This window comes from Burkholderia sp. SRS-25 (assembly GCF_004343765.1).
Lineage (GTDB): Bacteria > Pseudomonadota > Gammaproteobacteria > Burkholderiales > Burkholderiaceae > Burkholderia > Burkholderia contaminans.
Map to the genome: position 1 here is coordinate 213,112 of NZ_PTXM01000014.1, position 19,888 is coordinate 232,999.

Genomic DNA, 19,888 nt, shown 5'->3' on the forward strand with positions numbered 1-19,888 from the left:
CCTCGTGTCCGGTCGCCGCGGCGGCAGCGCGCGCCACCGCCGCTCGACGCAATTTTTAGTCGTACAACACCGCCGCGATCTTCGGATCGTCGATATTGGTCTTGTCGTACCAGTAGAAGCCGGTATCGATGACCTTCGGCAGCTTCTCGCCCTTGATCGCCTTCACGGCCGCCTCGACCGTCTTGTAGCCGATCCCGATCGGGTTCTGCGTGATCGCGCCGGCCATCAGCCCGCTGCGGATCGCGTCCTTCTGCTGCTTGCCGGAATCGTACCCGACGATCACGACCTTGCGCTTCATCTCGCGCACGCCGTTGACCACGCCGATCGCCGAGCCTTCGTTGGTGCCGAACAGCCCCTTGAGCTTCGGATACGCCTGCAGGATCGACTTCGTCACCTCGGTCGACTTCAACTGGTCGCCTTCGCCGTACTGCACGGTCACGACCTGCACCTTCGGGTGCGCCGACTTCATCCGTTCGAGGAAGCCGTCGCGGCGGTCGATGCCGGTGCGGCTCGTCTGGTCGTGCGCGACCACGGCCACCTCGCCTTCGTCGCCGATCAGCGCGGCGAGCTTGTCGGCGGCGAGCGACGCGGCGGCCTTGTTGTTGGTCGCGGCCGTCGTCACCGGGATGTCGCTGTCCACGCCCGAGTCGAACGCGATCACCGGGATCTTCTCGGCCTGCGCCTTCTTCAGCAGCGGCAGCGCGGCCTTGCTGTCGAGCGCCGCGAAGCCGAGCGCGGCCGGCTTCTTCGCGATCGCGGCCGACAGCATGTCGATCTGCTTGTCGACCATCGCCTCGGTTTCCGGACCTTCGAACGTCACCTTCACCTTGTAGTCCTTCGCGGCCTGCATCGCGCCCGCTTTCACGGCCTGCCAGAACTGATGCTGGAAGCCCTTCGAGATCAGCGGGATGTAGGTTTCCTGCGCCTGCGCGCCGGCCGTGACGCCGACGGCGAACGTCAGCCCGACGATCGCGTTCAACACCTTGCTCCTGATCACTTCGCGTCTCCTTTTTTCGTATCGACTCAACCGACTGGAACGACTGGGACGCCGGCCGGAACCGGCGATGAAGCACATGCCTGCGTCAGTGCATGCATCAGCGGCGCCGCCGGCGCAGGATGTCGACGTAGACGGCGAGAATGATGATCACGCCCGTCACGACCGTCTGCCATTCCTGCGCGACCGACATGATGCGCAGGCCGTTCGTCAGCACGCTCATGATGAACGCGCCGATGATGGTGCCGACGATGCTGCCCGCGCCGCCCGACAGCGACGTGCCGCCGATTACCACGGCCGCGATCGCATCGAGCTCGTAGCCCTGCCCGAGCGCGGGCTGCGCGGAATTCAGCCGCGACGCGATCAGCAGCCCGGCGATCCCGCACACCGCACCGCTGAAGGTGTAGACCGCGATCTTCCACGCATCGACGTTCACACCCGACAGCCGCAGCGCTTCCTCGTTGCTGCCGAGCGCGAACGTATAGCGGCCGAAGATCGTGCGGTTCAGCACGATCGATGCGCCGATCGCGACGAGGAACAGGATCAGCACCGCGTTCGGAATCGGCAGCGCGGGGATCAGGTTGCCGATCAACGAATCCTGCGCGATCGACGTGAAGCCCGGCGTGTCGTTGAAGTAGATCGGCCGCGTGCCCGAGATCACGAGCGACAGCCCCTTGAGCAGCATCATCATGCCGAGCGTCGCGATGAACGGCGGCACCTTCATCTTCGCGATCACGAAGCCCGACACGCTGCCCGACAGTGCGCCGAAGCACAGCGCGGCGAGGATCCCGAGCGGCAGCGGCATTCCCCATTTCGTCAGCACGACGCCGGCCATCACCGCGCAGAACGTCATCAGCGTGCCGACCGACAGGTCGATGCCCGACGTGATGATCACGTAGGTGCAGGCGACGGCCAGCACGCCGTTTACCGCGGTGGCCTGCAGGATCGCGACGAGGTTGTCGACTTCGAGGAAGTTCGGCGACGCGAAGCTGAAGAACACGATCAGCAGCACGAGGCTCGCGAACGCGAGCAGCTTCTGGCGCGCGGCCGGGTTGAAGAAGCGCGACTTCAGGCTCGATGCGGCGGACGGCGTGTCGCTGGAAGCAAGGGGCGGAACGGAGTGCGTATCGTTGGACATGATCGGTAAGCGTCGAAATCAGGACAACACGGTCGACTCGCGCTGCGTCGCGAGCTGCATGATCTTTTCCTGCGTGGCGTCGGCGGCGCGCAATTCTCCGGTCACGCGCCCTTCGCACATCACGAGAATCCGGTGGCTCATGCGCAGCACCTCGGGCAACTCCGACGAAATCATCACGATCGCCTTGCCGTCGGCGGCGAGCGCGTCGAGCAGCTTGTAGATCTCGCTTTTCGCGCCGACGTCGATGCCGCGCGTCGGCTCGTCGAAGAACAGGATGTCGCAGTCGCGCAGCAGCCACTTCGCGATCACGATCTTCTGCTGGTTGCCGCCCGACAGCAGCCGCGCCGGCTGCGCGACCGACGGCGTGCGGATCGCGAGCTGCCGCACGTACGCCTGCGCGGTGTCGCGCAATTCACGCGCGTCGAGGAACACGCCGCGGCGCACGAAGCGGCGCATGCTCGACAGCGCGATGTTGTTCTGCACGTCCATCCCGACCGCGAGCCCGAAGTGCTTGCGGTCCTCGGACAGGTAGCCGATGCCGTGCTTCACCGCGTCGGCCGGCGTGCGGATCGTCACGGGCTTGCCATGCACGCGGATCTCGCCCGCATCGACCGGGTCCGCGCCGAACACCGCGCGCGCGACCTCGGTGCGGCCCGCGCCCATCAACCCGGCGAAGCCGAGGATCTCGCCGCGCCGCAGCGTGAAGCCGACATCGCGGATCGCGCGGCCGCGCGACAGCCCGCGCACTTCGAGCGCGACGTCGTTCGCGGACGTATCGGGCGGCGTGCGGAATTCGGTCGCGAGCTGGCGGCCGACCATCATCGCGATGATCGCGTCCATCGACGTGTCGACCATCGGCACGGTCGCGACGTACTTGCCGTCGCGCATCACGGTCACGCGATCGGCGATCTGGCGCAGCTCGTCCATCTTGTGCGAGATGTAGACGATGCCGACACCGTGCGCGCGCAGGTCGCCGATGATGCGGAACAGCTCGGCGATCTCCGCGTTGTTGAGCGCGGCGGTCGGCTCGTCCATGATCAGCACGCGCGAGTCGAACGACAGCGCCTTCGCGATCTCGACCATCTGCTGCTTCGCCACCGTGAGCCGGCCGACCGGCGTGCGCGGGTCGAGATCGAGCCGCATCCGCGCGAAGATTGCGGCCGCGTCGCGGTTCAACTTGTCCTCGTCGACGAACACGCCGAAGCGCCCGCGCGGCTCGCGGCCGATGAAGATGTTCTGCGCGACGCTCAGGTGGTTCATCAGGTTCAGTTCCTGATGGATGATGCCGATCCCGAGCGCCTGCGCGGCGCGCGGGTCGGCGATTTCCACCGCGCGGCCGTCCATCCGGATCTCGCCGTCGTCGCGCTGGTAGACGCCCGCCAGGATCTTCATCAGCGTCGACTTGCCGGCGCCGTTCTCGCCCATCAGCGCATGCACTTCGCCGGCACGCAGGTCGAAATGGCAATCGTCGAGCGCCTGCACGCCGGGGAAGCGCTTGCCGATGCCGGTCAATGCGATCAGCGGCGGTGCGGGGTTCGGTGTCAGGTCGGGTTGCATGGATTGCCGCCCTCAGCTGATCGCACGGTCGAGATGCGTATAGCCGCCGTCGACGAACAGCCACTGGCCCGTCGTGTGCGACGCGCGCTCCGACAGCAGGAACACGGCCGTATCGGCGATTTCGTCGGCCGTCGTGAAGCGTTGGCCGAGCGGCACCTTGCCCGCGATGCCGGCCAGCTTCGCGTCGGGGTCGTCGAAGCCGGCGAGCCAGTTCCGGTAGAGCGGCGTCATCACCTCGGCCGGAATCACCGCGTTCACGCGCACGCCGTCGTCGCGCAACGCGACGGCCCATTCGCGCGTCAACGCGAGCTGTGCGCCCTTCGATGCGCAATAGCCGCTCGTGTTGCCCTGCCCGGTGACGGCCGTCTTCGACGAGATATTGACGATCGCGCCGCGCGCCGCCTTCAGATGCGGCACACAGTAATGCGCCATCACGTAGTAGTGGATCAGGTTGCGTTCGAGCGACGCGACGAATGCGTCGCGCCCGGCCTCGAGCCCGATGCTGTCGTTGACGCCCGCGTTGTTGACCAGGCCGTCGAGCCGGCCGAAGCGCGTGACCGTTTCCGCCACGGCGTCGCGGCACTGCGCATCGTCCTGCAATTCGACCGGGATGCACGCGGCCTGCGGCTGCTTCTGCACGAGTGCGCGCCAGAACGCATCGTCGGGCGCGTGGCGCGCGAACACCACCGGAATCGCGCCTTCTTCGGCAAGCCGCATCGAGGTCGCGGCACCGATGCCCGACGCGCCGCCGGTCACGATCACGACCTTGTGTTGCAGATTCAAATCCACTTCGCGTCTCCGTCGTTCATGTTGTCGGCACGCTCAACGCGTATCAGCCGCGGAACCGGTACTGCTCCAGCGATTCGGGTTTCATCTCGATCGAGAAACCGGGCGCCGTCGGCGGCATGTACGCCGCGCCGCGCACGATGCACGGTTCGACGAAATGCTCGTGCAGGTGATCGACATACTCCGTCACGCGCCCTTCCTTCGTGCCTGCAATGCAGATGTAATCGATCATCGACAGATGCTGCACGTACTCGCACAACCCGACACCGCCCGCATGCGGGCACACCGGCAGCCCGTACTTCGCGGCCATCAGCATCACCGCGAGAATCTCGTTCACACCGCCGAGCCGGCACGCATCGATCTGCACGACGTCGATCGCACCACGCGCGATGAACTGCTTGAACAGCACGCGGTTCTGGCACATCTCGCCGGTCGCGACCTGCACGGGCGCGATCGCCTTGCGGATCTTGCGATGCCCTTCGACGTCGTCGGGGCTGGTCGGCTCCTCGATGAACCACGGCCGCGCGAACGCCAGCTCGCGCACCCAGTCGATCGCCTCGTCCACTTCCCACACCTGGTTCGCGTCGATCATCAGCTTGCGGTCCGGGCCGATCACCTCGCGCGCGATCGTCACGCGGCGGATGTCGTCCTCCAGGTTCGCGCCGACCTTCAGCTTCACGTACTCGAACCCGGCTTCGACGGCTTCACGGCACAGCCGCCGCAGCTTGTCGTCGCTGTAGCCGAGCCAGCCGGCCGACGTCGTGTAGCACGGGTAGCCGTCGCGCTCGAGCAGCGCGATCCGGTCGGCCTTGCCGGGCGCCTGCCGGCGCAGCAGGTCGAGCGCTTCGTCCGGCGTCAGGCAGTCGGTCAGGTAGCGGAAGTCGATCGCGCGCACCAGTTCCTCGGGGCTCATGTCGGCCACGAGCCGCCACAGCGGCTTGCGTTCGGCTTTCGCCCACAGATCCCACACCGCGTTGACGACCGCGCCCGTCGCCAGGTGGATCGCGCCCTTGTCGGGGCCGATCCAGCGCAACTGGCTGTCCGACGTGACGTGCCGCCAGAAGCGGCCCATGTCTTCGCGGATCCAGTCGAGGTCGAGGCCGACGACGAGGTGACGCATCGCGTCGATCGCCGCGCAGCAGATTTCGTTGCCGCGCCCGATGGTGAACGTGAGCCCGTGACCTTCGAGCCCGTCATGGTCGGTTTCGAGCACGACGTAGGCCGCCGAATAATCGGGGTCCGGATTCATCGCATCGGAGCCGTCGAGCTGGCGCGAGGTCGGGAAGCGCACGTCGAGGACGCGCATCGATCGAATGATAGGCATGACGAACCGTCCGTTAAAGGAAATCAGGCCTGCACGGTGCGCTGGCGTTGCTCGCCGAGCCCGTCGATGCCGAGCGTGATCACCTGTCCGGCGCGCAGGTAGACGGGCGGCTTCTGCCCGAGGCCGACCCCCGGCGGCGTGCCGGTCGAAATCACGTCGCCCGGCTGCAGGCTCATGAAGCGGCTCAGGTAGCTGATCAGGTGCGGCACGCGAAACACCATCGTCGCGGTCGTGCCGTTCTGGTAGCGATGGCCGTCGACGTCGAGCCAAAGCCGCAGCGCATGCGGATCGGGCACTTCGTCGGCCGTCACGAGCCACGGGCCGAGCGGACCGAACGTGTCGTTGCCCTTGCCCTTGTCCCACGTGCCGCCGCGTTCGAGCTGGTATTCGCGCTCCGACACGTCGTTCACGACGCAGTAGCCGGCGACGTGCGACAGCGCGTCGGCTTCCGCGATATAGCGGCCGCCCTGGCCGATCACCACGCCGAGCTCGACTTCCCAGTCGGTTTTCTCCGAGCCGCGCGGAATCTCGACGTCGTCGTTCGGGCCGGAGATCGCGCTCGTCCACTTGCCGAACACGACGGGCTCCTTCGGCACCTCCATCCCCGATTCGGCCGCGTGGTCGGAATAGTTGAGCCCGATGCAGATGAACTTGCCGACGCGGCCGACGCACGCGCCGAGCCGCGGCGTGCCTTCGACCAGCGGCAGCGACGACGGCGGAATGTCGCGCAGCCGCGCGAGCGAGGCCGGCGCCAGCACATCGCCGGCGATGTCGTCGATCACGCCGGACAGGTCGCGAATATGGCCCTGCGCATCGAGCAGGCCCGGCTTTTCATGGTGTTTGTCGCCAAATCTCAGCAGTTTCATGTCGTGTTGAGCCGATACGGAAAAGTGAATGGGAAGGCGCGATCAGTTCGACCAGCCGCCGTCGATCAGGTGGATCGCGCCAGTCGTGAACGACGCTTCGTCGGACGCGAGGTACAGCGCGAGCGCGGCCACTTCCTCCGCGCTGCCGATGCGGCCGATCGGCTGGCGCGCGACGAACGCCTGGCGCACCTCGTCGGTCGACACGTGGCGCGTGCGCGCCTGGTCCGCGATCCGCTGCTCCAGCGACGGCGATTCGATCGTGCCCGGGCAGATCGCGTTGCAGCGGATGCCCCGCTCGACGAAATCGGCGGCCACCGCCTTGGTCAGGCCGATCACGGCCGCCTTGGTCGTGCCGTAGACGAAGCGGTTCGGCACGCCCTTCACGCTCGACGCGGCCGACGCCATGTTGATGATCGACGCGCCGCCTGCTTCGAGCATCGCGGGCAGCAGCGCGCGAATCAGCCGGTACATCGACGTGACGTTCAGGTTCAGTGAGAACGCCCATGCTTCGTCGTCGCAGTCGAGGATCGAGCCGTGGTGCACGAAGCCCGCGCAGTTGAACAGCACGTCGAACGCACGCTCGGTCGCGGCGAGCGCCGCGACGTCCTGCGCATCGGTCACGTCGAGCCGGCGCGTGGTCAGCCGGCCCCCAGCGCGCTCGACGTCGGCCTCGAGCCGCACGAGCGCGGCTTCGTTGATGTCGGTCGCCAGCACGTCGGCGCCCTCGCTCGCGAACCGCAGCGCGGTCGCGCGGCCGATGCCCTGCCCGGCCGCCGTCACCAGCGCGCGTTTGCCCTGCAATCTCATGAGCACCTCTCCCGAAAAAGCCGGCCACCATCGGCCGATTGGCACAAAGGACTAAAGGTCCAACCAATCATAGGAAGTGATGCCGCGTTTGTCACGAATTCGGGATTCAGTATTTACCCGGGTGGGGAAATCGGGCTGTCGAGCAAAGATTCGACGTTCGACGGCCACCCGGGAGCACGCTCCTGGAACCGGATAAATCCAATACCCGCGAGCGTTCCAGCCGATTCATTCGCATATGCCTGGCGCAGCACCCCGCCAAACTGACGAAAAAGTCATGTTCACGTCAGGGTCTCAACGGGATGCGCGCGCCATCATGACGTACCGGACTGCGCTTCCGGTCCATCGCCACCCTGCCCGCGTTCGATCCCTGCGGGCACTCCGTCCCCCCCGGCGATGGGCTCCGTGACTGGGCGAGCAGACACGGCGCGCAGGCCGATTTTCCGCCCCGGACTTCGCGTCCGGGGCGTTTTTGTCTGTGGTTTCCAAGAAAATAAGCCTGGATTGTTTCTAAATCGGCAAAAGGTAATTTGAGCCAGACAGGATGTTTTTTCCGGTCACAGACGCTTACATTTAGCGCACCACTCATGGAAACCGCTACGGATTCGCCATCGGGTAGTGACATCCACTGCCATGACCGAACCGCACGAGCTTTAGGAAACGGCAAATGAAGGCCTCCAAATCCCTGCCTGCGCTCGATCCCGCCGACGTTCACGTCGAAATCCTCGAACGTTCCGATACGCTACTCGTCGTCCGCTGGGTCGAGCCCGGCCGCTGTCACTACGGTGAACAGCGCTGGCGCCGCCGCTTCGCGCAACGCACCGGCACCTGCGCGCTGTCGCGCCAGGTGATCCACCGCGGCGACGAAGTCTTCCGCCCGGCCGAACGCCCGGCACCCGCGAACGCGGCCGCGATGATCTCCGCCGCTGAAGTGCTCGCGCTGGCCGGCGGCAGGTAAATCCTCCCGGCCGCACGGCACGGCGCGCGGCGCCACCCATTGCGCCGGCCGTAGAAGCGCCGGTCTAATTCCCCCGCTTGTCTGCCACGCCCGCGCGCACCATCGTTACACCACTCAATGTAATGATTACGCGCCGCGGCCGCCCGGTCGCGCCGATGGAGGCAGACATGCATGCATGGAGCGCGCGCCACGTCCCGGCGCAAGGCGGCAAGGTCGCGGTCGTGACCGGCGCCAACAGCGGGCTCGGCTGGCAGCTGGCGGAAACGCTGGCCGCGAAAGGCGCGACGGTCGTGATGGGCTGCCGCGACGCGGCCCGCGCCGCGCAGGCGGCCGATGCGATCCGCAGGCTCCATCCCGATGCCCGCGTCGAAGTCGATGCGCTGAACCTCGCCGATCTCGCGTCGATCGCACGCTTCGCGGCCGACGTGGCCGAACGCCATGGGCGCGTCGATATCCTCTGCAACAACGCCGGCGTGATGTTCCTGCCGTTGCGCCGTACGCACGACGGCTTCGAGATGCAGTTCGGCACCAACCATCTCGGCCATTTCGCACTGACCGGCCATCTGCTGCCCGCGTTGCGCGCCGCGCGCCGGGCGCGGGTCGTGACGATGTCGAGCGGCCTCAACCGCGGCGGCCGGATCCGCGTCGACGACCTGCGCGCCGAGCACCGCTACAACCGCTATCTCGCCTATTGCGACAGCAAGCTCGCGAATCTCGTGTTCGCGATCGAGCTGCAGCGCCGTTTCGAGCGCGCGGCGTTCGCCGGGATCAGCGTGGCCGCGCACCCGGGCTACGCGGCGACCAATCTGCAGTTCGCGGGCCCTGCGATGGACAGCTCGCCCACCCGTGCCGCGCTGATGCGCGCCGCAAACCGTTATCTCGCGCAGCCGGCCGACCAGGGCGCGCTGCCCGCGATTCATGCGGCAACCTCGCCTGATCTCGCCGGCGGCGCCTACATCGGGCCGTCCGGCTGGTTCGAGTCGCGCGGGTTGCCGGCGCCCGCGAGCGTGCCACGCGCAGCGCGGGACGTGGCCTCGGCGGCGCTGCTGTGGGAAGCCTCGGAAGCCGCGACGGGCGTGCGCTTCCTCAGCTCGGGCGCGCCGGTCGGACGCTCGCCGGGCCGGCCGTTCGACACGGCGGCAGAGGTGCGCTGAACCGCGCATCGTCCTCCGCAATATTCGTCAGACTTGTTGCACCAACCGAAAAGAAAGCTGGTTGAAAGACTGTTTCGACGGCTACTGTTACCGCCCAGGAAACAATCTATCGTCAAAATCAGCGTTTACCCTGAACCCTCCGATGACTAAGATTTGATCAATCGCTTAAGACATGGTGTCAAGAGCGAACTCAATAAAACACCGGAGGTCATCATGAAATCGCTCGTTTCCGCAGTCGTTGCCGCTGCCGCCCTGTCCGCTTCGTTTGGCGCATTCGCCCAAAGCACCGTGACGCGCGCTCAAGTGCGCAACGAACTGGTTCAGCTCGAACAAGCCGGCTACAAGCCGGGCCTGTCGAGCCCGTACTACCCGAACGACATCCAGAGCGCCGAAGCGCGTGTTCATGGTGCCGACACCAGCGGCTACGGCGCACAACCGGCTCCGACCGTCCACTCGGGCGCCCCGGCTGCATCGTCGAACGCTCGCGACTCGATCTTCTTCGGCCAGTAAGCCGATGCGCCCTCGGCGGGCGCCGCGCGTCGCGTGATGAAGCGCGAAGGTCAGACGAGCCCCCTTGCGGGGCTCGTCTTTTTTGTGAAACGCATACCTCCGCCGCCCGGCAGCGGGTGGCTTCGCCCGGGCGCCTGGCGTCCGGGTGTTTTTTCATCTACGAGGTACGCGTGCGGGCACGATGAGGCCGGACGCCTCCGTCAGTGCGGCGCTGCCGCGGCGGCAGCCGATCGCGACAGCACCCGCCATCGCGACAGCAACTCGTCGCGATCGATGTAGCAGCCCTGCAGGTGCCGGCGCCCGGTAGACGGATCGAACTCCGTACGCGCATGCATCACGCGGCGGTTGTCGAACGCCCACATGTCGCCCGCCCGCAGCCGGCGCTGCACGCGAAAGCGTGGCTCGCGGGCCAGCGCGAGGAACCGCCGGTACGCACGATAGACCGCCGCGACCGAGCCGGCCGGCGCATCGAGCGGCCCGCGCAGGAAATTCGCGACGCGCACTTCCGTCACATTGCCGCGCGCGTCGAGCCCGATCACCGGCGCCGAGCAGCGGTAGTCGCTGTTCGCACTCTTGTTCCAGAACTCGAACGGCGTCGACGCGAGTTGTTCGAAATCCGCCGGATGTTCGCGCCGCAGCGCATCGGCGAGCGCGAAGCCGTCGAGGAAGATACTGTCGCCACCGGTCGCGTCGTTCGCGAGGCAATGCAGGAACTGCACGCCCGGCTGCAACTCGCGGGTCGGCAAGTCGGTATGCGGCGGCAGGTTCAGCGACGTGTACGCATTGCTGTCCGGGCGCGGCTTCGATTCGACGTCGAACAGCACGCCGAAATTGCTTTCGCGGATCAGGCCGACGCGGCGCGCGATCTCGTCGACACGGCCGCGCTCGGCCGGCACGCCTTCGACGAGCGTCAGCCCCGTGCGTTGCAACGCGGCGAGCCATGCGAGCAATGCGCGGTCGTCCTCCATCACGTCGCGCCACGCGAACACGCCGATGGCTGTCGCATCGTCCCCCGCCCACACGTGCCGCCCGTGCGCGGCCTGGCGCTCCGCGCGCGACGCGTCGTCGTACGCATGCGCGCGCAACCAGCCCGGCGACCACGCACTGCGATGTCCGTCGTTCCACTCGACATGCAGCGCGCCGTCGGTTTCGACGTGCACCGTCAGCGCGGCGAGATCCTCGCGCGCATCCGCGATCTCGAACACCTGCTCACGCGTGACGGCATGCACGCACGCGGAACACGCGCAGTTGTCGCGCAGCCAGTCGAAATGAAACGGCGATCGTCGCGTGTCGCTCCATTCGACGTCCACCGCGCCATCGCCAATCGTCGCCGCCGCAATGGCTGCATCGCCCGAAAACGTCCGCCAGTCCTCGATACGGTGTTGCGCTGCCTGCATCGTTGCCTCCCGGAAACGCCCGCTACGCGTGTGGTGCGAGCAGAAACCCGCCGACCGTCCGGTGCAGCCGCGCCGCCTGCGGGCTCGTTCCGAGCGCGCGCCAGCAGCCGTGCACCAGCCCCTCTCCCATCCAGTAGTGCGCGGCACCGCCGGCCGCGCGAATCCGTTCGACGTACACGCGCGCGTCGTCGCGCAGCGGATCGTGCTCCGCGCCGATCGCGAGCACCGGCGGCAGGCCGTCGAAACGCGAAGCGGCGAGCGGCACCGATGCGCGCAGCAGCGGGTTGCCGTCTCCCAGCGCATCGAGCAAGCCGCCTTCCCAGTACAACGCGCGATAGCGATGGACGTCGTCGAGCGTCAGCATCGGCGCGTGCGCTTCCGTTTCGCGCGCGGGCGATTGCGGTTCGAACCCGAGCATCGGATAGACGAGCGCGATGCCGTCGACACCGCCTTCACCCGCATCGCGCAGCGCGGTGGCCACGCCCGCCGCGAGCATGCCGCCCGCGCTGTCGCCCGCGAGTGTCAGCGGATGCACGCACGGCCCGAACGGCCAGCGTGCGTCGCGCGCGGCGCGCGTGACCGCCAGGCAATCTTCGAGCGCGGCCGGTGCGCGATGCTCGGGCGCCAGCCGGTAGTCGACCGCGATCACGTCGAGCCCCGTATCGGCCGCCAGTTGCGCGATGATCAGCGCGTGGCTGTCGAGCGAGCCGACGACGAAGCCGCCGCCATGAAAGAACAGCACCGTGCCGCGCGGCGTGCCATGCACGGACGTGTAGCGCCGCAGCGCGATCGCACGGCCGTCGGATGCATGCCAGACGGCATCCTGCTGCACGATGCCGGCCGGCAGCGCGGGCGGTGTCCATTCGGCCGCGAAGCGGTCGTACAGGCGGCGCTGGTCGGCGGGCGAGCGCGCCGCCGCGTCGGCCGGATACCACGCATCGACGGCTGCAACGAAGGCCGCGATTTCCGGTTCGAGCATCGTGTGCGCTCCGAGGTCGAAGGTTCGCGCAGGTTATCGGCGCGGCGGCAGCCCGATCACGCGGCCCGCATACGCGGGCGCCGCGCAATCGCGCTGCAACGCATGCAGCTCGGCCACGCGTGCAGCCACGTCGTCGTCGAACGGCGCCGATTTCGCGCCGTCGCGCGTATCGACGTGCAGCAACATCTGCTCGCTCGCCGACACCGCATCGTCATGCCCGCCGGCGAACAGTTCGAGATACAGGTGCAGCCGCTTCGCATCATGCGCGAGCACGCGCGCGTCGACGCGCACCTGTGTCCCCTCCTTGATCTCGTGGAGGTAGTTCACATGCGCTTCGAGCGTGTAGACCGAGCGGCCCCGCTCGCGACGCGCGGCGTCATCGAGGCCGATGCGATCCAGCAGCGCATCGGTCGCGAAGCTGAAGATCAGCAGATAGAACGCATCGCGCAGGTGGCCGTTGTAGTCGACCCATTCGGGCCGCACCACGTCGCGGTAAATCGTCAGCGGAGTATCGCCGGTCATCGTCTCTTGTCCTCAGTCTTCGAATCGCATCCCGTGCCGCGCCTTCACCGCGGCGATCGACTTCAGCACCTCGGTGATGCACTCGTCGCGATAGCGCTCGAGTTCCTTGATGCTGCGCGTGCCCTGCTGTTCGGTCGTGCCTTCGACGACGCTGTCGATCAATGCATCGGTGAGCGTGGGCGCGACCAGCTTCGTCCACGGCAGTTCGAGCGCGGGGCCGAACTGCTGCATGAAGTGTCGCATGCCCGCATCGCCGCCCGCGAGCGTGTAGGTCAGGAACGTGCCCATGAACGACCAGCGGATGCCCGCGCCGAAGCGGATCGCGTCGTCGATCTCGCCGGTCGTCGCGACGCCTTCGTTGACGAGGTGCAGCGCCTCGCGCCACAGCGCTTCGAGCAGCCGGTCGGCGATGAAGCCCGGCACTTCCTTGCGCACGTGCAGCGGCCGCATGTCGAGCTTGCGATAGACCTCCATCGCGCCTTCGACCGCTTCCGGCGACGTGCGCGCGCCGCCGAGCACCTCGACGAGCGGCAGCAGGTAGACGGGATTGAACGGATGGCCGACCACGCAGCGCTCCGGATGCGTCGCCCGCGCGTAGAAATCCGTGGGCAGCAGCCCCGATGTCGAGGACGCGATGATCGCGTCGGGTTTCGCCGCGCGGCTGATCTGCTCGTGCAGCTCGAGCTTCAGCGCCTCGCGCTCGGGCGCGCTTTCCTGGATGAAATCCGCGTCGGCGACGCATGCCTCGATCGTCGAGACGAAACGCAGCCGCGCAGGATCGGCGCCCGGCGCGAGACCGACGCGTTCGAGCGCGGGCCACGCGTTCGCGACGTTCGCGCGCAGCCGCTCTTCCGCGCCCGGCGCGGGGTCCCATACGACCACGTCGAGACCGTGCGCGAGCGCGCGGGAAATCCATCCGCTGCCGATCACGCCGGTGCCGATGGCGGCGAACGTCTTGATGTCGGTCTTCACAGCCATGTCAACGCATCCTTCAAATCAGGGGAAATCGATGGGCGGCCGCGCCTGTGCGCGCCGCCGCGTCGTATCAATCAGTCAGGCAAACACTCACGCGAACTCGGCGATCGCACGGCGTTCGAGCGGACGCTCGCCGCGTGCGGGCAAGCCGAGCTTGCGGCGGCCTTCGGCCGGCGTCAGCACGCGGGCACCGAGGCGCTCGATGATCTCTCTCGCGCGCTCGACGAGCGTGCCGTTGGTCGCATGCACGCCGCGATCGAGCCAGATGTTGTCTTCGAGGCCGACGCGCACGTGGCCGCCGAGCAGCATCGCCTGCGCGACCATCGGCATCTGCATGCGGCCGATCCCGAAGCCGGCCCAGTGCGCGCCCGGCGGCAGGTTGTCGACCATCGCCTTCATCGTGCCCGTGTCGGCCGGTGCGCCCCACGGAATGCCGAGGCACAGCTGGAACAGCGGCGGATCGTCGAGCAGCCCTTCCTTCAGCAACTGCTTCGCGAACCACAGATGGCCCGTGTCGAAGATCTCCAGCTCCGGCTTCACGCCGAGCTCCTGGATGCGCTTCGCGCCGGCGCGCAACTGCGCGGGCGTCGATACGTAGATGTAGTCGCCGTCACCGAAATTCAGCGTGCCGCAGTCGAGCGTGCAGATCTCGGGCAGCAGATCCTCGACGTGCGCAAGGCGCGTGAGGCCGCCAACGAGATCGGTGCCCTTGCCGAAACGCATCGGGTCCTCGCCCGGGCCGATCTCGAGATCGCCGCCCATGCCGGCCGTCAGGTTGATGATCACGTCGACGTCGGCCGAGCGGATGCGGTCGACCACTTCGCGGTACAGGTTCGGGTCGCGGCTGCCGCGCCCCGTCAGCGGATCGCGCACGTGGCAATGCGCCACCGTCGCGCCGGCCTTCGCGGCCTCGATCGCGGCCGCCGCGATCTCCTTCGGCGTGACCGGAATCGCCGGATGCTTGCCGACCGTATCGCCTGCACCGGTGACGGCGCAGGTGATGATGACTTCGTGGTTCATGCTGGTTGCCTCGCTTGAATCGGGTTGTGTCGCAATGCGGACTTCGTCAGGGCGCACCGCGTGCGGCGCGCGGGCCATCCGTCACAGGCCGAGATACGCCTTCACGGCCGGCAGGCCATCCTTGCCGTCGAACGTCTTGACGCCCGCGAGCCACGGATCGAGCACCTGCGGGTTCTTCTTCAGGTACGCCTTCGCGGCATCGGCCGGCTTCGTCTTGTTCATCACCGACTGCATCAGCTGGTTCTCGAGCTGCGTCGAGAAGCGCAGGTTCGTGACGAGCTTGCCGGCGTTCGGGCAGCGTGAAATGAAGTCCGGCGCCGTGAGCGTGTACACGCGCGCTTCGCCGTAGTTCGGCCCGAACGACGCGTCGCCGCCGGAGAGATAGTTCATGCTGAGCTGGATGTTCATCGGGTGCGGTTCCCAGCCGAGGAAAACGACCCACTTCTTCTCGCGGATCGCGCGCTCGACCGTCACCAGCATCCCGGCCTCGCTCGACTCGACGAGCTTGAAGCCGCCGAGCCCGTACTGGTTCGTGTCGATCATCTTCTGGATCGTCGCATTCGCGCTGCTGCCCGGCTCGATCCCGTAGATCTTGCCGTCGAGTTCCGCGCGGTGCTTCGCGATGTCCTCGAAAGTCTTCAGGCCGGCCTGGTATTCGTAGCTCGGCACCGCGAGCGTCGCCTTCGCGCCCGACAGGTTCGGCGGCTCGACGACGTTGATCGACTTGCTGTCGAGGAACGGCTGGAGCTGCTTCTGCTGCACGGGCCACCAGTAGCCGAGCGATATGTCGAGCTGCTTGCTCTTCAGGCCGGCGAACGAGATCGGCACCGACGCGATCGTCGTGGTCGGCTTGTAGCCGAGCGCCTCGAACACGGTCGACGCGAGCGCCGTGGTCGACGTGATGTCGGTCCAGCCGATATCCGCGAAACGCACGGTGCGGCAGGCCGCGGCATCCGTTTCGGCCTGCGCCGCGTGTGTGAACGCGCCGGTCGCCAGCACGGCCGCGACAAGCGCGGCGATCTTCGTCGACTTCATGGTTCGTTACCTCCCGGTTTGACTCGCGGCAGCCGGTGCGCGGGGTGTGCCCGGCCTGCATCGTGGGAGTAAAAGTAACGAGCCATATTGGTCGCGAGAAGACCGGCGGCGACCTGTTCTTGACTATTTGCGACTATGAGTGGAAACCACTAGGCTTCCCGAGAGGCTTGATAGGCGGGGTTTTCATACGTGTTTCCGATGGAATCGGCTTGTCCGCATGCGGCGCGATACATTCGATTCGACCCGGACGAAACGACATGCCGGCGCGGCTTCGGTCCAGCGCCGCTCGCACCGCCCCGACGAACGGCTGTCACGGGCGCGTGTGAAGCTGCCCCGGTCTCCAGCAGCCGAAAGCGCGTTTCGTATTGCGAAATTCGCACCGACTTCCCGCGGCGACACCTTTTCGTCGCTTGAAAACTTGTTTTGCATTGCAAAAATCGCCGCGTAACTCGTTGAAAATCAACACAAAATAATGTCTTATGTCTTATATAAGACATCGCCAAAAGCTTGGCAGGCGGCGTTACTATTTATCCCATGCAGCCCGCTTCGACAGACGTAGCGGACACGCTCAACCAGTTACTCAAACGCGCTTTGCTCCCAGGAGATTGACATGGCCCAGTATCAAGACGACATCAAGGCAGTTGCCGGTTTGAAAGAAAACCACGGCAGCGCGTGGAATGCGATCAGCCCCGAGTACGCCGCCCGCATGCGTGCCCAGAACAAGTTCAAGACGGGCCTGGACATCGCCAAGTACACCGCGAAGATCATGCGCGCCGACATGGCCGCCTACGACGCCGACCCGGCCAAGTACACGCAGTCGCTGGGTTGCTGGCACGGCTTCATCGGCCAGCAGAAGATGATCTCCATCAAGAAGCACTTCAACAGCACCGAACGCCGCTACCTGTACCTGTCCGGCTGGATGGTCGCTGCGCTGCGTTCCGAGTTCGGCCCGCTGCCGGACCAGTCGATGCACGAAAAGACTTCGGTCAGCGCGCTGATCCGCGAGCTGTACACGTTCCTGCGCCAGGCCGACGCCCGTGAACTCGGCGGCCTGTTCCGCGAGCTCGACGCCGCCAAGGACGCCACCGCGAAGGCCGCAATCCAGGACAAGATCGACAACCACGTCACGCACGTCGTGCCGATCATTGCCGACATCGACGCCGGTTTCGGCAACGCGGAAGCCACGTACCTGCTGGCCAAGCAGTTCATCGAAGCAGGCGCATGCTGCATCCAGATCGAAAACCAGGTGTCCGACGAGAAGCAGTGCGGCCACCAGGACGGCAAGGTCACGGTGCCGCACGAGGACTTCCTCGCGAAGATCCGCGCGATCCGCTACGCGTTCCTGGAACTGGGCGTGGACGACGGCATCATCGTCGCCCGTACCGACTCGCTGGGCGCCGGCCTGACCAAGCAGATCGCCGTGACCAACACGCCGGGCGACCTGGGCGACCAGTACAACGCGTTCCTCGACTGCGAAGAACTGTCGGCCGACCAGCTGGGCAACGGTGACGTCGTCATCAAGCGCGACGGCAAGCTGCTGCGTCCGAAGCGCCTGCCGAGCAACCTGTTCCAGTTCCGCGCCGGCACGGGCGAAGCGCGCTGCGTGCTCGACTGCATCACGTCGCTGCAAAACGGCGCCGACCTGCTGTGGATCGAAACCGAAAAACCGCATATCGCCCAGATCGGCGGCATGGTCAGCGAGATCCGCAAGGTCATCCCGAACGCGAAGCTGGTGTACAACAACAGCCCGTCGTTCAACTGGACGCTGAACTTCCGTCAGCAGGCGTACGACGCGATGAAGGCCGAGGGCAAGGACGTGTCGGCCTACGATCGTGCGCAGCTGATGAGCGTGGAATACGACGAGACGGAACTGGCCAAGCTGGCCGACGAGAAGATCCGTACGTTCCAGGCCGACGCATCGCGTGAAGCAGGCATCTTCCATCACCTGATCACGCTGCCGACGTACCACACCGCCGCGCTGTCGACCGACAACCTGGCCAAGGAATACTTCGGCGACCAGGGCATGCTGGGCTACGTGGCCGGCGTGCAGCGCAAGGAAATCCGCCAGGGTATCGCCTGCGTGAAGCACCAGAACATGTCCGGCTCGGACATCGGTGACGATCACAAGGAATACTTCAGCGGCGAAGCAGCGCTGAAGGCGGCAGGCAAGGACAACACGATGAACCAGTTCTGATACCGGTCATCGCCAGGCGAAACGCCAACCCGTTCCGGGTTGGCGTTTTTTTTATTCCCCGATGACCCGCACGAACGCGTGCGCCAGCACCGTCGGCTCGACCGGCAGCTCGACGAAACGCACGCGCGCTCCGCTGCGCTCATGCGTAGTTCATCATCACCGACTTGCTTTCCGTGTACTGGTCGATCACGGCACGGCCGAGTTCGCGACCGAAACCCGACTGCTTCATTCCGCCGAACGGCATCGCGTTGTCGAGCAGCGAGTGGCAGTTGACCCACACCGTGCCGGCCGCGATGCGCGGGATCAGCTTGTGGATCGCGGAAAGATCGTTCGACCAGATGCTCGCGCCGAGGCCGTAAGGCGTGTCGTTGGCGAGCTGCATGGCTGTATCGACGTCGTCGAACGGCATCGCGACGAGTACCGGCCCGAAGATCTCCTCGCGCACGACGCGCATCGCCTGCGTCGTGTCGACCAGCACGGTGGGTTCGACGAAGAAGCCGGGGCCGTCGATCGCACGGCCGCCCGCGGCGGCACGGGCGCCCTCGCCGAAGCCCGAGTCGATGTAGCCGCACACGCGCTGGCGCTGCTTCGCCGAGACGAGCGGGCCGATCTGCGTCGACGGGTCCATCCCCGGGCCGATCTTCAGGCTCGCGGCGATCTTCGCGACGCGCTCGATCACGTCGTCGAACACCTTCGCATGAATGTACGCACGCGACCCGGCCGTGCATACCTGCCCCTGGTTGAAGAAGATCGCGTTCGCCACGCCCAGCGCGGCCTTGTCGGGATCGACGTCGGGCAACACGATCACCGGCGACTTGCCGCCCAGTTCGAGCGACATCCGCGTCATGTTGTCGAGCGCCGCGTGGCCGATCGTCTTGCCCGTCTGCGTCGAGCCCGTGAACGCGATCTTGTCGATGCGCGAATCGCGCGACAGCGCGGCGCCGGCCGTGTGACCGTAACCGGTGACGATATTGACGACGCCGTCGGGAAAGCCGGCCTCCTGAATCAGCTCGCCGAGTCGCAACGCGCCGAGCGGCGTGTCTTCCGCGGGTTTCAACACGACGGTGCAGCCCGTGGCCAGTGCGGGCGCAAGCTTCCACGCGGCCATCAGCAGCGGGAAATTCCACGGAATGATCGCGCCGACCACGCCGACGGGTTCCTTGCGCGTATAGGTGAAGATCTCACTGTCCGGCATGTACGGCATGCCCGCGTCGATCACGCTGCCTTCGATCTTCGTCGCCCAGCCGGCCATGTAGCGGAAGCACTGCGCGGCCATCGCGACATCGAGGCCCTGCGCCACCGTCACGGGCTTGCCGTTGTCGAGAGACTCGATCTCGGCCAGTTCGCGCGCATTCGCTTCGATCAGGTCGGCCAGCGCCAGCAGCAGGCGCTCGCGGTCGGTGGTCTTCACGGAGCGCCACGGCCCCGCGTCGAACGCGCGCCGCGCGGCGGCGATGGCCTGCTGCACGTCGTGCTCGTCCGCTTCAGGCACATGCGCGAGCACGGTGCCGTCGGCCAGGTTTACGACGTCGAGCCGGCGGCCCGACGCCGCATCGCGCCACTCGGAGCCGATCAGCATCTTCTTCGGCTTCGCGAGAAACGCGCGCGTGGCGTCGAGCAGCGGGAAATGTTCGTTCGTCTCCATCTTCTTGATTCCTCGATGTCCTGAATGGGT

Annotated in this window: 18 protein-coding genes; 4 read left to right on the forward strand and 14 right to left on the reverse strand. The window is 66.5% G+C overall.

Features of this window, described 5'->3' with window-relative positions; translation table 11 throughout:
• Positions 1-55: 55 nt before the first annotated feature.
• From C5O79_RS20380 to C5O79_RS20410, 7 genes are all read right to left on the reverse strand, one after another.
• A complete protein-coding gene (locus tag C5O79_RS20380) occupies positions 56-997 on the reverse strand; it encodes an ABC transporter substrate-binding protein (RefSeq protein ID WP_011354234.1) in 942 nt (313 codons plus the stop codon).
• A 97-nt stretch (positions 998-1,094) separates the two neighbouring features.
• A complete protein-coding gene (locus tag C5O79_RS20385; protein WP_046548488.1) occupies positions 1,095-2,132 on the reverse strand; it encodes an ABC transporter permease in 1,038 nt (345 codons plus the stop codon).
• 18 nt (positions 2,133-2,150) lie between these two features.
• Positions 2,151-3,689, reverse strand: a complete 1,539-nt coding sequence (locus C5O79_RS20390; protein ID WP_131931601.1) for a sugar ABC transporter ATP-binding protein — start codon at positions 3,687-3,689, stop codon at positions 2,151-2,153.
• Positions 3,690-3,701: 12 nt separating this feature from the next.
• A complete protein-coding gene (locus C5O79_RS20395) occupies positions 3,702-4,478 on the reverse strand; it encodes an SDR family oxidoreductase (protein ID WP_131931603.1) in 777 nt (258 codons plus the stop codon).
• 43 nt (positions 4,479-4,521) lie between these two features.
• On the reverse strand, positions 4,522-5,799 hold the full coding sequence (locus tag C5O79_RS20400) for an L-fuconate dehydratase (protein WP_046548491.1): 1,278 nt from the start codon (positions 5,797-5,799) through the stop codon (positions 4,522-4,524).
• A gap of 23 nt (positions 5,800-5,822) precedes the next feature.
• Positions 5,823-6,665, reverse strand: a complete 843-nt coding sequence (locus C5O79_RS20405) for an ureidoglycolate lyase (RefSeq protein WP_046548492.1) — start codon at positions 6,663-6,665, stop codon at positions 5,823-5,825.
• 42 nt (positions 6,666-6,707) lie between these two features.
• Entirely contained in the window at positions 6,708-7,472 is a 765-nt protein-coding gene (locus C5O79_RS20410; protein WP_046548493.1) for an SDR family oxidoreductase, read from the reverse strand.
• A gap of 664 nt (positions 7,473-8,136) precedes the next feature.
• On the opposite strand from C5O79_RS20410, the gene C5O79_RS20415 reads away from it, so the two are divergent.
• The 3 genes from C5O79_RS20415 to C5O79_RS20425 all read left to right on the forward strand — a co-directional run bounded on the left by C5O79_RS20415 (position 8,137) and on the right by C5O79_RS20425 (position 10,091).
• Complete coding sequence (locus C5O79_RS20415; RefSeq protein WP_039366241.1) at positions 8,137-8,427, forward strand: DUF3331 domain-containing protein; 291 nt, start codon at positions 8,137-8,139, stop codon at positions 8,425-8,427.
• 167 nt (positions 8,428-8,594) lie between these two features.
• A complete protein-coding gene (locus tag C5O79_RS20420; protein ID WP_122477504.1) occupies positions 8,595-9,581 on the forward strand; it encodes an oxidoreductase in 987 nt (328 codons plus the stop codon).
• 213 nt (positions 9,582-9,794) lie between these two features.
• Complete coding sequence (locus tag C5O79_RS20425) at positions 9,795-10,091, forward strand: DUF4148 domain-containing protein (RefSeq protein WP_046548495.1); 297 nt, start codon at positions 9,795-9,797, stop codon at positions 10,089-10,091.
• A gap of 200 nt (positions 10,092-10,291) precedes the next feature.
• Here C5O79_RS20425 and C5O79_RS20430 read toward each other — a convergent pair whose 3' ends face one another.
• The 6 genes from C5O79_RS20430 to C5O79_RS20455 all read right to left on the reverse strand — a co-directional run bounded on the left by C5O79_RS20430 (position 10,292) and on the right by C5O79_RS20455 (position 16,019).
• Positions 10,292-11,488 carry a TauD/TfdA family dioxygenase gene (locus C5O79_RS20430; protein ID WP_122476578.1) on the reverse strand — a complete coding sequence of 399 codons (1,197 nt, stop codon included), beginning with the start codon at positions 11,486-11,488 and terminating at the stop codon, positions 10,292-10,294.
• A 22-nt stretch (positions 11,489-11,510) separates the two neighbouring features.
• Positions 11,511-12,467 carry an alpha/beta hydrolase gene (locus C5O79_RS20435; RefSeq protein WP_122476579.1) on the reverse strand — a complete coding sequence of 319 codons (957 nt, stop codon included), beginning with the start codon at positions 12,465-12,467 and terminating at the stop codon, positions 11,511-11,513.
• Positions 12,468-12,500: 33 nt separating this feature from the next.
• Positions 12,501-12,989 (reverse strand): thioesterase family protein, encoded by a 489-nt coding sequence (locus C5O79_RS20440; protein WP_046548498.1) that lies wholly within the window; start codon positions 12,987-12,989, stop codon positions 12,501-12,503.
• Between the two features lie 12 nt (positions 12,990-13,001).
• Entirely contained in the window at positions 13,002-13,967 is a 966-nt protein-coding gene (locus C5O79_RS20445) for an L-carnitine dehydrogenase (protein ID WP_047849543.1), read from the reverse strand.
• 87 nt (positions 13,968-14,054) lie between these two features.
• A complete protein-coding gene (locus C5O79_RS20450; protein ID WP_046548499.1) occupies positions 14,055-14,984 on the reverse strand; it encodes a 3-keto-5-aminohexanoate cleavage protein in 930 nt (309 codons plus the stop codon).
• 81 nt (positions 14,985-15,065) lie between these two features.
• Positions 15,066-16,019, reverse strand: a complete 954-nt coding sequence (locus C5O79_RS20455; protein WP_046548500.1) for a choline ABC transporter substrate-binding protein — start codon at positions 16,017-16,019, stop codon at positions 15,066-15,068.
• 610 nt (positions 16,020-16,629) lie between these two features.
• On the opposite strand from C5O79_RS20455, the gene C5O79_RS20465 reads away from it, so the two are divergent.
• Positions 16,630-18,213, forward strand: coding sequence for an isocitrate lyase (locus C5O79_RS20465; protein WP_046548501.1), 1,584 nt, complete (start codon positions 16,630-16,632; stop codon positions 18,211-18,213).
• Positions 18,214-18,352: 139 nt separating this feature from the next.
• On the opposite strand, the gene C5O79_RS20470 is transcribed toward C5O79_RS20465, so the two are convergent.
• Complete coding sequence (locus C5O79_RS20470) at positions 18,353-19,858, reverse strand: aldehyde dehydrogenase family protein (RefSeq protein WP_047849542.1); 1,506 nt, start codon at positions 19,856-19,858, stop codon at positions 18,353-18,355.
• Positions 19,859-19,888: the final 30 nt, after the last annotated feature.

Excerpts from the sequence above, each read along its gene's own strand:
- C5O79_RS20385 (WP_046548488.1), bottom strand. The coding sequence starts at position 2,132 with ATGTCCAACGATACGCACTCCGTTCCGCCCCTTGCTTCCAGCGACACG.
- C5O79_RS20390 (WP_131931601.1), bottom strand. The coding sequence starts at position 3,689 with ATGCAACCCGACCTGACACCGAACCCCGCACCGCCGCTGATCGCATTG.
- C5O79_RS20400 (WP_046548491.1), bottom strand. The coding sequence starts at position 5,799 with ATGCCTATCATTCGATCGATGCGCGTCCTCGACGTGCGCTTCCCGACC.
- C5O79_RS20405 (WP_046548492.1), bottom strand. The coding sequence starts at position 6,665 with ATGAAACTGCTGAGATTTGGCGACAAACACCATGAAAAGCCGGGCCTG.
- C5O79_RS20410 (WP_046548493.1), bottom strand. The coding sequence starts at position 7,472 with ATGAGATTGCAGGGCAAACGCGCGCTGGTGACGGCGGCCGGGCAGGGC.
- C5O79_RS20415 (WP_039366241.1), top strand. The coding sequence starts at position 8,137 with ATGAAGGCCTCCAAATCCCTGCCTGCGCTCGATCCCGCCGACGTTCAC.
- C5O79_RS20420 (WP_122477504.1), top strand. The coding sequence starts at position 8,595 with ATGCATGCATGGAGCGCGCGCCACGTCCCGGCGCAAGGCGGCAAGGTC.
- C5O79_RS20425 (WP_046548495.1), top strand. The coding sequence starts at position 9,795 with ATGAAATCGCTCGTTTCCGCAGTCGTTGCCGCTGCCGCCCTGTCCGCT.
- C5O79_RS20430 (WP_122476578.1), bottom strand. The coding sequence starts at position 11,488 with ATGCAGGCAGCGCAACACCGTATCGAGGACTGGCGGACGTTTTCGGGC.
- C5O79_RS20435 (WP_122476579.1), bottom strand. The coding sequence starts at position 12,467 with ATGCTCGAACCGGAAATCGCGGCCTTCGTTGCAGCCGTCGATGCGTGG.
- C5O79_RS20440 (WP_046548498.1), bottom strand. The coding sequence starts at position 12,989 with ATGACCGGCGATACTCCGCTGACGATTTACCGCGACGTGGTGCGGCCC.
- C5O79_RS20445 (WP_047849543.1), bottom strand. The coding sequence starts at position 13,967 with ATGGCTGTGAAGACCGACATCAAGACGTTCGCCGCCATCGGCACCGGC.
- C5O79_RS20450 (WP_046548499.1), bottom strand. The coding sequence starts at position 14,984 with ATGAACCACGAAGTCATCATCACCTGCGCCGTCACCGGTGCAGGCGAT.
- C5O79_RS20455 (WP_046548500.1), bottom strand. The coding sequence starts at position 16,019 with ATGAAGTCGACGAAGATCGCCGCGCTTGTCGCGGCCGTGCTGGCGACC.
- C5O79_RS20465 (WP_046548501.1), top strand. The coding sequence starts at position 16,630 with ATGGCCCAGTATCAAGACGACATCAAGGCAGTTGCCGGTTTGAAAGAA.
- C5O79_RS20470 (WP_047849542.1), bottom strand. The coding sequence starts at position 19,858 with ATGGAGACGAACGAACATTTCCCGCTGCTCGACGCCACGCGCGCGTTT.